This window comes from Microcella sp., from assembly GCF_046296455.1.
Classification (GTDB): domain Bacteria; phylum Actinomycetota; class Actinomycetes; order Actinomycetales; family Microbacteriaceae; genus Microcella.
In genome coordinates, this window is the sequence record NZ_JBKBLF010000017.1 from 47,444 (window position 1) to 57,779 (window position 10,336).

The window sequence follows — 10,336 nt, forward strand, 5'->3', positions numbered from 1 at the left end:
GGGGATGCACGCCTCCGCGCCCGGCGATCGGCCGGGCAGGCGCTCAGTACGATTGAGGCATGGCCGACATCACGATTCCCGCCGAGCTGCTGCCCTCTGACGGACGCTTCGGGTGCGGACCCAGCAAGGTGCGGGCCGAGCAGCTGGCCGATCTCGCGGCCGCCGCGAGCATCCTGGGCACCTCGCACCGCCAGGCGCCGGTCAAGAAACTCGTCGGCAGCGTGCGCGCCGGGCTGGCCGACCTGTTCCGGCTGCCCGAGGGCTACGAGGTCGTGCTCGGCAACGGCGGCTCGACGGCGTTTTGGGATGTCGCGGCCGCCGGCCTCATCGCCCGCCGCAGCGCCCACCTCGACTTCGGCGAGTTCGGGTCGAAGTTCGTCGCCTCGGCCTCGGCGCCGTGGCTCGACGCGCCGCACGTCGTGCAGACGCCCGGCGGCACGCGCGGCTCGCTCGAGGTCGTCGACGGCGTCGACGTGTACGCCTACCCGCACAACGAGACCTCGACGGGCGTCAGTGCGCCCGTGCACCGGTTCGGCACCGCTCCGGATGCGCTCACCGTCGTCGACGCCACGAGCGCCGCCGGCGGCATCGATTTCGACGTGGCCGAGACCGACGTCTACTACTTCGCGCCGCAGAAGAACTTCGCCGGCGACGGCGGCCTGTGGTTCGCGCTCATGAGCCCCGCGGCGATCGACCGCGCGTACTCGATCGCTGCGACCGACCGCTACATCCCGCCGTTCCTCTCGCTCACCGCGGCGATCGACAACTCGCGCCTCGACCAGACGCTCAACACGCCCGCGCTCGCGACCCTCGTGCTGCTCGACAGCCAGCTGCGGTGGATGAACGCCTCGGGCGGCCTCGCCTGGGCGGGCGCCCGCACCGCCGAGAGCTCGGGGCATCTCTACGACTGGGCGACGGCGCACGAGTTGGCGACGCCCTTCGTGGCCGACCCCGCGCACCGCTCGCCCGTCGTCGTGACGATCGATTTCGACGACTCGGTCGACGCCGCCCGGGTGGCGGCCGTGCTGCGCGCCAACGGCATCGTCGACACCGAGCCCTACCGCAAGCTCGGACGCAACCAGCTGCGCATCGCCACCTTCGTCGCCGTCGAGCCCGACGACGTGCGCCAGCTCACCCGCTGCATCGACTACGTACTCGAGGCGCTCGCCAGCTGAGCCGCGCGGGCCGCACTCGCCCGCGCGCCGCGACCCTGCCAGACTGAGCCGCATGAGGCTCTACGTTCCGCACGACGAGCGCCGGCCGCAGCCCGAGCCCGCGGTCACGAACGACGCGCTCGCGTTCGCGATCGGCCTCGGCGGCTGGCTCATCGGCCTCGCGATCGTGCTCGGGATGCTCGCCGCGCCCACCCCGTTCGACCCCGCCCGCGTGCTCACGACGATCGCCGTCGGGCTCGTGCTCGGTATCGCCGGCCTGCTCGTCTCCCGCCGCCGCTAGCCGCGCTGCCTTCCCAGCTCCCCGTCCCTCCCCCGCCCTTTCTCCGCGAGCGGTGTCATTCGTGGCACAGGTCGCGAAACCTTTCACGACTCACGCCACAGAGAGCCCCTCTCACCACCGCAGACCGATGCGCCGAAGTCGCTCGACCAAGAGCCTGTGCGAACCCGCAACCGTCCAGTCCCAACGCCCGTAGCCGCGCAGATCGAGCCGCACGTCGTCTTCTCGCACCTTCTCGTCGTAGACGACCTGTTCGACAGAGCGTCCACCCCTGAAGGCCGGGTCGAAATACTTGATGCGCCCGTCGAAGTCGGCCCCGATGTTCTGCTGCGGCCAGTAGAAGTCGAGGTAGTACACCTTCCCGCTCGCACTCACGATGCGGTGCTGCAGCTCCGGTAGAGGCACGCCCGCCTCGATCATCGTTGCTCGCGAGAGCGACTCACCGGGTCGGTCGGCACTCCCGTCGACGGCATCGATCACTCGTCGCGCCCGCGCGACGCCTCGACGTTCGACGGTCCCCTCGAGGACTCGCATCAGCTCGTGGCGAAACGCTCGCGCGCTCGGCGGTGATGGCGCCTGTTGATCGTGGTACCGGAGCGCAGCATCCCCCATGGCCAGGGCCGTCGAGAACGACGCAACGCGGGCGATGTCGACGACCGTTTCGGCGAGCGACGTCAGAGGCACTCGATCGACGCTCGTGGTGGGATCGATGAGCCCGCGGCGATGGCGAGTCAGGATGGTCGTCGAGCGCCGAGCAGCATCGGCCGGAGCCGTGACGTGAACGGTGGTCGGCCATTGGCCGATGATCGGCAACTGCCAGAGCGCGGCGGCCGACCAGTGCGACAGCACCTCGGTTGCATGGATGCGGTCGAGCGCCGCGCTGATGAGCGCGAGATACTGCGCGTCGGGCCCGAGCCCGCTCCAGTCAGCTGACGAGACGTACGTTCCGGGAGTGAGTCGTACCAACTCGCCCCTCTTGGCGGAGCGGTAGCCATGAGACCGGAGTCCTTGGTCGACCTGCTCTGGAAGTCGGATGAAGGTCGGCAACGTTTCTAGGGCGCTCATGGTCGCACCGTGCCACGGCGCCCCGAAGACGACGTGCCGCCGACGCTAGGCCGCACATTGGTGAGCTGATGTGAGCGCAGTGGAGGAGCGCCTGCCGCGGTCAGGGCCCAAGACTCCGAACTCGGGACTGGTTGGCGCCGGAAGTGGCACGAGTCGGCGAATGTTTCACGACTTGTGCCATGAACAGTAACTCTCGCGAGAGAGTCGGCCCCGCGCGGGGCTAGGCGGGCGCGGGGGGCTCGTCGTCGAGGTGCAGGTCGATGTCGACGCCATCGAACACATCGTCGCCGTCGTCGCCGTGCAGGTCGTGCTCGTCGTGGTGGTCGTCGAGGGCATCCGCCTCGTCGTCGGCCAGGTGGCCGCCATCGATCGAGCCCTCGTCATCGAGGTCATCTTCGTCGTCGTCATCATCGTCGTCATCGTCGAGCTCGTCGTCTGCACCCTCGAGCGCCTGCTGCGCGAGGTACTCTTCGAGCCGGTCGGCCCACGGCACCCACTCGGGAGCCAGCAGTGCGCCCTCGGCGGGCATCAGCTCGGTCTCGAGCACGCTCGGCTCGAGGCCGGGGTTGACGGCGATCGAGACCGTCCAGAACCACCCGAGGTAGCCGCCCTGGGTCGTCGCGAAGCGCACCGTGGCGACATCGTCGGCCACGACGACGTCGCGCAGCGATCCGACGTTCGCCGGCCGCGTGATCTCGCCGAGTGCCTGCCGGGCGATCGGCTCGAGCACCGCGGCATCGGCACCAGCGGCGCCGGGCGCGACGGCCGTCGCGGCCGCCTTCTTCGGAGCGCGCGCCACGGGGGCCTAGCCCTCCAGGTCGTCGGCGACGCGGCGCAGCACGGCCGCGATCTTCTTGCCGTGGTCGCCGTCGGGGTAGCGGCCGCGCTTGAGGTTCGAGCCGATGCCGTCAAGCAGCTTGACGAGGTCTTCGACGATGATCGCCATGTCGTCGGCCGACTTGCGGTTGGCGCGTGCGAGCGAGGGCTTCGCATCCAGGATGCGCACCGAGAGGGCCTGCGCACCGCGCTTGCCGTCGGCGATGCCGAACTCGAGCTTGGTGCCCGCCTTCACGACGGCGCCCTCGGGCAGCGCGGAGGCGTGCAAGAAGACCTCATCGCCCTCATCACTGGCGATGAAGCCGAATCCCTTGTCCTGGTCGTAGAACTTGACCTTGCCGGTGGGCATGCGCACTCCTCGAGAGTTGATCCAACCTCTAAGGGTACCCGGCCCACCCCACCCCCAGCACGCGGGGTACATCGGGGTCGGTGCCGACGCGTAGTCTTGGGGGGTGCCCGAGGAATCGTTCGTGATGAGCAACCGCGTCGAACGCACGCTCGCCTACATGGTGGCGGGCATCATCGTGCTGAGCCTCGCGGCCTTCATCGCCCTCATCATCGCCACGGGCATGGGCCTCGGGCGCGACGACTTCACCTCAGGAATCTGGCCCGCCGTCACCGTGCTGCCCCTCATCGGCCTGCCGATCGGCTTCGTGCTCATCATCGTGCTGCTCGTCGTCAGCGCTGTGCGCCGGGGGCGAGCCGCCAAGGATGCCGGCAACTAGCGCGGCCTCTCTCGCCCTCGCGGCGCGACTGCGCGATCTCGATGACGCGGTCGTCGCGCGCGTGATCCGCGAGCGCGCGATCGCCCCGGCGAGTCTGCGCGACGTGTTCGACCTCGCCGAGGCGCTGCTCGACCCGGCGGCCCTCGCCATCGCCCTCTCGGGCCTCACCCGGCGCGCCCTCGCCGCTCTCGCGACGGCGGCCGAGCACCCCGACGGCGCGACGCCGGCCGAGCTCGCCGCCCGCCTCGACCGCACGCCCGACGAGGTGCTGCAGGCGCTGGCCCCGGCACTGGATGCCCTGCTCGCCGACCACGACGCCGCTCGCGTCATCGTCTGGCCGGCGGTCGCCGCCGAGCTCGCCGCCTGGCCCGCGCGCGGCCTGCCGAGCGCCGCGGAGCTGCGCTCGGCAGCACCCCCGGCCGTGCTCGCCCCCGTCGACGACGCCGACCGGCGTTTTCTCGACCGCGGCGCGGCAGAGCGCGCGTTCACGACGACGACGGCGGTGACCGAGGTGGTGCTCGCGGTGGCCGAGGCGCCGGCGCGGCTGCTGGCGCGCGGCGGCCTCTCGCTGCCCGACGCCAAGCGGCTCGCGGCGGCGGCCGGCTGCGAGCTCGACGACGTGACGACCCTCACCGACCTCGCGGCGCTCGCGGGCCTCATCGACGACGACGCGGGGTTCACGCGACCGACCGAGGCGGGCGATGCGTGGCGGCGCGGCGCGCTCGCGCAGCGGTGGAGCACGCTCGCCGCGGCCTGGCGCGAGGCCCTGCCGGCCGAACTCGTCGCTCTGCTGGCCGAGCGCGCCGACTCGCGCTGGGGCACGGGGCTCGGCGAGTTTCTCGACTGGCTCTACCCGGCCGGGGGCGATGCTCTGCTCGCTAGCCTGCGCCGACGCGGCGTGCAGGCCGACCGCTTGGGCATCGCCGTCGACGGCCGCCCGAGCAGCATCGGCCGCGCGCTCGTGGCGCAGGGCGCCGAACCGGCTGCGGCCGTGCTCGCGCCGCTCGTGCCGGCCGAGGTCGAGCAGGTGTACCTGCAGCACGACCTGACGATCGTGTCGCCCGGCCCCCTCGCGGGCGCGATCGACGAGCGCTTGCGCCGCGTCGCCGAGGTCGAGAGCTCGGGACTCGCGGGCCGCTACCGCATCACGGCCGACAGCGTGACGCGCGCCATCGCCATGGGCGAGACCGCGGCGGGGCTCTCGCAGTTTCTCGCGAGCATCTCGCTCACGGGTGTGCCGCAGCCCCTCGCCTACCTCATCGACGAGACGGCTCGCCGCTACGGCGCCGTGCGCGTCGGTGCCCTCGAGCCCGATGAAGCGGCCGAGCTCGGCGCCCGCACCGGCGTGCGCAGCGACGAGCCGCTGCTGCTCGAGACGATCCTCGTCGACGCGGCCACAGCATCCCTCGCCCTGCGCCGTGTGGGCCCGCATCGCGCGGTCAGCCGCTTCGACACGGATGTCGTGCTCTGGACCTTGATCGACGCGCGCTACCCCGCCGCAGCCGACGAGGGCACGACGACGCCCGAGCGCCCCGGCCGCACGCGCAGCCGCCCGGCGCCGGTCGTCGTCGACGACTCGGTCGCGGCGGCGGTCGCACGCATCCGCAGCGGCTCGACCGTCGGCATCGACGGCGATTCGGCGTGGGTGGCCCGGCAGTGGGAGCTCGCGCTGCGCGGCAAGCTGTCGCTGCGCGCGACGGTGCGCCTGCCCGACGGCAGTGAGCGCTCGTTCGACCTCGAGCCCACGGGCATCGCGGCCGGCCGGGTGCGCGGGCGCGACAAGGCCGCCGACATCGAGCGCACGCTGCCGGTGTCGAGCATCACGGCGCTCGAGCCGCTCGAGTAGCGACCGCTCGAGTAGCACGCGCGCGAGCGCTCTCAGCCGCGCCGCCTAGACTGGCCCGTTATGAATCCCGAGGGCCCCCTGATCGTTCAGAGCGACCGCACCGTGCTGCTCGAGGTGGCCAACCCGCAGGCCGATGAGGCGCGCCACGCCCTCGCCGTCTTCGCCGAGCTCGAGCGCGCGCCCGAGCACGTGCACACCTACCGCATCACGCGCCTCGGCCTGTGGAACGCGCGCGCCGCCGGCCACGAGGCCGCCGAGATGCTCGCCGTGCTCGAGCGCTACGCCAAGTTTCCGGTGCCGCAATCGGTGTCCATCGACATCACCGAGACCGTGGGCCGCTACGGCCGCCTGATCATCGTGCGCGACGCGAACGGCACGCTCGTGCTGCGGTCGACGGATGCCGCGGTGCTCACCGAGATCGCCGCCAACAAGAGGGTGGCCCCGCTGCTGACCCGGCGCATCGACCACGCGGCCTTCGAGCTCGCGCCGTGGGCGCGCGGTCAGATCAAGCAGGAGCTCGTGAAGATCGGCTGGCCGGCAGAGGACCTGGCGGGCTACACCCCGGGCACGCCCCACCCGATCGACCTCGACCTCGCCGACTGGGGCCTGCGGCCCTACCAGCAGCAGGCGATCGATCAGTTCTTCGTCGGCGGCTCGGGGGTCGTGGTGCTGCCCTGCGGCGCCGGCAAGACGCTCGTGGGCGCGGGGGCGATGGCGCAGGCCGACACCACCACGCTCATCCTCGTCACCAACACCGTCTCGGCGCGGCAGTGGCGGGCCGAGCTGCTCGCCCGCACGAGCCTGACCGAGGACGAGATCGGCGAGTACTCGGGGCAGGTGAAGGAGGTCAAGCCCGTCACGATCGCGACGTACCAGATCCTCACCGCCAAGCGAAAGGGCGAGTACGCCCACCTCGCCCTGCTCGACGCGCTCGACTGGGGCCTCATCGTCTACGACGAGGTGCATCTGCTGCCCGCGCCTGTCTTCAAGCTCACGGCCGAGCTGCAGGCCCGCCGACGCCTCGGCCTCACGGCGACGCTCGTGCGCGAAGACGGCCGCGAGGGCGACGTCTTCAGCCTCATCGGGCCCAAGCGCTTCGACGCCCCGTGGAAGGAGATCGAGGCGCAAGGCTACATCTCGCCCGCGAGCTGCTTCGAGGTGCGCATCGACCTGCCGCCGACCGAGCGGCTCGAGTACGCGGCGAGCGCCGACGACCAGCGCTACCGGCTCGCGGCGACGGCACCGGCCAAGCTCGGGGTCGTGCAGCGCCTGGTGAAGCAGCACGAGGGCGAGCGCATCCTGATCATCGGGCAGTACCTCGACCAGATCGACGAGCTCAGCGAGGCGCTCGGCGTGCCGCAGCTCACGGGCGCGACGCCCGTCGACGAGCGCGAGCGGCTGTTCCAGGAGTTTCGGGATGGCCGCACGCCGGTGCTCGTCGTGTCGAAGGTGGCCAACTTCTCGGTCGACCTGCCCGAGGCGACCGTCGCCATTCAGGTGTCGGGCTCGTTCGGCTCGCGGCAGGAGGAGGCGCAGCGCCTCGGGCGCCTGCTGCGGCCCAAGCAGAGCGGAATCCCCGCGAGCTTCTACACGCTCGTCGCGCGCGACACCGTCGATCAGGACTTCGCGCAGAACCGCCAGCGGTTCCTCGCCGAGCAGGGCTACAGCTACACGATCCTCGACGCCGACCAGATCGCCGCGGCCGCCGCCTGAACTGCGGCGCCCAGCGGCACCCGCTACGGCTGAACGGCGGTCAGGATGCTGCGCGCGAGCTCGGCCGGCTTCGTGAACTGCGGCCAGTGGCCGGTGGGCAGCTCGATGATGTCGAGCTGCTGCATGCGCGCGAGCTCTCCCGCCCACTCGCGCTCGTTGCCGATGGCCTGGTGCAGCAGGGCGGCCGGGAACTCGCACGCGATGATCGTGACGGGCACGGCGAAGCGCGCCTCGTCGTCGAGGCGCGTCGGCTCGTGCGCGACGCCCACCGGCTCAGGTCTAGCGATGGCCTGAAAGTGCGCGCGCAGCTCGTCGTCGAGGTCGACGAGGTCTTCGTCTTCGAAGAGCGACCAGTCGGGCAGCGGCACGGCGTCGCCCTCGACGGGCAGCTCGTCGTTGATGCACGTGCCGGCGGGCATGGGGATCGCGTCGACCGTCACGACGCGCGCGATGCGCGCCGGCCGGGCATCGGCCACGGCCCACGCGATCGTTCCGCCGCCGGAGTGCCCGACGAGCGCGACGGGACCGTCGAGGCCGTCGACGACCTCGAGCACCGCATCCACGTGATCACGCAGCCCGATGCCCGCGAGCTCGGTGTCGCCAGGGCGCTTGCCGGGCAGGGTGAGCGCGTGCACCGTGTGACCCGCGGCCTCGAGATCGCGGGTCACCGGGCCCCACGAGTCGCCGTCGAGCCAGAAGCCGGGGATGAGAAGAATCTGCATGGCCGAACGCTAGCGGGCTGCACCGATATCGCGACAGGCCGGTGGCATTCAGGAAACTTTCACACAAAGCCCAGATACTGGGGCCATGGCTGACGGACCCAAGATTCTCATCGTCGACGACGAGCCCAACATTCGCGACCTGCTCACCACGAGCCTGCGCTTCGCCGGCTTCGCCGTGCGCGCCGTCGGCAACGGGGCGCAGGCCATCTCGGCCGTGCTCGAAGAAGAGCCCGACCTCATCATCCTCGACGTCATGCTGCCCGACATCAACGGCTTCGGCGTGACCAAGCGGCTGCGCTCGAGCGGCTACACGAGCCCCATCCTCTTCCTCACGGCGAAAGACGACACCGACGACAAGATCATGGGTCTGACGGTCGGCGGCGACGACTACGTCACCAAGCCGTTCAGCCTCGACGAGATCGTCGCGCGCATCAAGGCCATCCTGCGCCGCACCATGCAGGAGGAGGACGACGCCGTCATCCGCACGGGCGAGCTCACGATGGACCAGGACACGCACGAGGTGACCATCGGCGACGAGGTCATCGAGCTGAGCCCCACCGAGTTCAAGCTGCTGCGCTACCTCATGCTCAACCCCAACCGCGTGCTGTCGAAGGCGCAGATTCTCGACCACGTGTGGGAGTACGACTTCAACGGCGACGCCGGCATCGTCGAGAGCTACATCTCGTACCTGCGCCGCAAGCTCGACCCCTTCACCGACGAGCCGCTCATTCAGACTAAGCGCGGCTTCGGCTACATGCTGAAGGCCGCCAAGGTCTAGCGGAGCCCCGCTAGACCGGCGCCGCCGATGCACGAGCAGCTCACCCAGTGGTGGGAGTCGATCTCGCTGCGCTCGAAGATCACGGGCGTGACCGTGCTCGTCGTGACGCTCGGGCTGCTCGTCGTCGGCGCGGGAACCCTCACCGTTCTGCAGCGCACCCTCGTCGACGAGGTCGACCGGCAGATCACGCAGGCCTCAGAAGAGCTACCGCGCTCGCCCGACGTCTTCACGCTCGATGACTTCGACTCGTTCACCGATCTCACGCCCTCGATCTTCTCCAACCCGTTCTACTTCGGCGCGGTCGACGCCGACGCCGAGCTCATCGACGACAACGTCAGCGAGGGCAGCCGCGCGCAGGCCCCCGACGTGACGCGCCTGACCGCCGAGTTCGTCGACGGGCTCGAGGGCGGCATCACGATCACGAGCACCGACCGAACGACGCAGTGGCGCATCATTACTTTCCCGCTGCGCGTCACCGACGCCGACAGCGGCGAGACCACGTCGGCGACGCTGCTCATCGGCGCCGACCTCGCCGACGCCAACGCCATCATCAGCTCGTTCGCCTCGGTCTTTCTCGGCTTCGGCCTCGTCGTCGTCATCCTCAGCGCCGCCCTCACGCGCATGCTCGTCACGTCGACCTTCCGCCCGCTGCGCGACGTCGAGGCCACGGCGGCCCGCTTCGCGAGCGGCGACTTCAGCCAGCGCCTCGGCGGGGCCACGCCCAACACCGAGGTCGGCCGCCTCAACCGCTCGCTCAACACCATGCTGAGCCGCATCGACCGCGCCTTCGCCGATCGCGCCTCGACGATCTCGCAGATGCGCCGCTTCGTCGGCGACGCGAGCCACGAGCTGCGCACGCCGCTCGTCTCGGTGCGCGGCTACGCCGAGCTGTATCGCATGGGCGCCCTCGCGACGCCCGACGACGTCGCCCAGGCGATGGAGCGCATCGAGAAAGAGGCCATCCGCATGGGTGCCCTCGTGAGCGACCTGCTCGAGCTCGCACGACTCGACGAATCGCGCCCGCTCGAGCTCGCGCGCGTCGATCTCGTGCCGCTCGCGCGCGACGCCGCGCTCGACGCGATGGCGAGCTCGCCCGACCGCGAGGTGACCGTCGTGATCGACGACGCCGCGTCCGTCGACGACGAGACGGTGGATGCTGCGCTCGTGCCCGCTGCCCCCGACAGCCTCGCGGCCACGG

Annotated in this window: 11 protein-coding genes; 7 read left to right on the plus strand and 4 right to left on the minus strand. The window is 71.0% G+C overall.

The annotated features are described in order from the left end of the window. Window positions 1-59: 59 nt before the first annotated feature. Entirely contained in the window at window positions 60-1,175 is a 1,116-nt protein-coding gene (gene serC / locus ACK4HH_RS09915; RefSeq protein WP_409651243.1) for a phosphoserine transaminase, read from the plus strand. A 52-nt stretch (window positions 1,176-1,227) separates the two neighbouring features. Continuing rightward, on the plus strand, window positions 1,228-1,455 hold the full coding sequence (locus ACK4HH_RS09920) for a hypothetical protein (RefSeq protein ID WP_409651244.1): 228 nt from the start codon (window positions 1,228-1,230) through the stop codon (window positions 1,453-1,455). Window positions 1,456-1,566: 111 nt separating this feature from the next. Here the strand turns inward: ACK4HH_RS09920 and ACK4HH_RS09925 are convergent, their stop codons facing one another. The 3 genes from ACK4HH_RS09925 to ACK4HH_RS09935 form a co-directional block, all read right to left on the minus strand. Then, window positions 1,567-2,418: a hypothetical protein gene (locus ACK4HH_RS09925; RefSeq protein ID WP_409651246.1), complete on the minus strand. Its 852-nt coding sequence runs from the start codon at window positions 2,416-2,418 to the stop codon at window positions 1,567-1,569. A gap of 319 nt (window positions 2,419-2,737) precedes the next feature. Then, on the minus strand, window positions 2,738-3,316 hold the full coding sequence (locus ACK4HH_RS09930) for a DUF3027 domain-containing protein (RefSeq protein WP_409651248.1): 579 nt from the start codon (window positions 3,314-3,316) through the stop codon (window positions 2,738-2,740). Between the two features lie 6 nt (window positions 3,317-3,322). Further along, entirely contained in the window at window positions 3,323-3,703 is a 381-nt protein-coding gene (locus ACK4HH_RS09935) for a cold-shock protein (protein WP_255158456.1), read from the minus strand. Window positions 3,704-3,806: 103 nt separating this feature from the next. Here ACK4HH_RS09935 and ACK4HH_RS09940 point away from each other — a divergent pair, with 103 nt between their 5' ends. From ACK4HH_RS09940 to ACK4HH_RS09950, 3 genes are read left to right on the plus strand one after another with little or no spacing between them, the layout of a single operon-like run. Beyond that, window positions 3,807-4,079 carry a multidrug ABC transporter ATPase gene (locus ACK4HH_RS09940; protein ID WP_409651250.1) on the plus strand — a complete coding sequence of 91 codons (273 nt, stop codon included), beginning with the start codon at window positions 3,807-3,809 and terminating at the stop codon, window positions 4,077-4,079. Next, the gene (locus tag ACK4HH_RS09945) at window positions 4,066-5,925 is read left to right on the plus strand and encodes a helicase-associated domain-containing protein (RefSeq protein WP_409651252.1); all 1,860 of its coding nucleotides are present in this window, start codon (window positions 4,066-4,068) and stop codon (window positions 5,923-5,925) included. Before ACK4HH_RS09940 ends, ACK4HH_RS09945 begins: the two co-directional genes overlap by 14 nt. A 60-nt stretch (window positions 5,926-5,985) precedes the next feature. Continuing rightward, window positions 5,986-7,638 carry a DNA repair helicase XPB gene (locus ACK4HH_RS09950; protein WP_409651254.1) on the plus strand — a complete coding sequence of 551 codons (1,653 nt, stop codon included), beginning with the start codon at window positions 5,986-5,988 and terminating at the stop codon, window positions 7,636-7,638. Between the two features lie 23 nt (window positions 7,639-7,661). Here ACK4HH_RS09950 and ACK4HH_RS09955 read toward each other — a convergent pair whose 3' ends face one another. Beyond that, entirely contained in the window at window positions 7,662-8,360 is a 699-nt protein-coding gene (locus ACK4HH_RS09955) for an alpha/beta fold hydrolase (RefSeq protein WP_409651256.1), read from the minus strand. A gap of 85 nt (window positions 8,361-8,445) precedes the next feature. Here ACK4HH_RS09955 and ACK4HH_RS09960 point away from each other — a divergent pair, with 85 nt between their 5' ends. Then, window positions 8,446-9,138, plus strand: a complete 693-nt coding sequence (locus tag ACK4HH_RS09960; RefSeq protein ID WP_255158447.1) for a response regulator transcription factor — start codon at window positions 8,446-8,448, stop codon at window positions 9,136-9,138. 27 nt (window positions 9,139-9,165) lie between these two features. Continuing rightward, on the plus strand, window positions 9,166-10,336 hold a 1,171-nt coding region (locus tag ACK4HH_RS09965), incomplete at its 3' end, for a sensor histidine kinase (protein WP_409651258.1).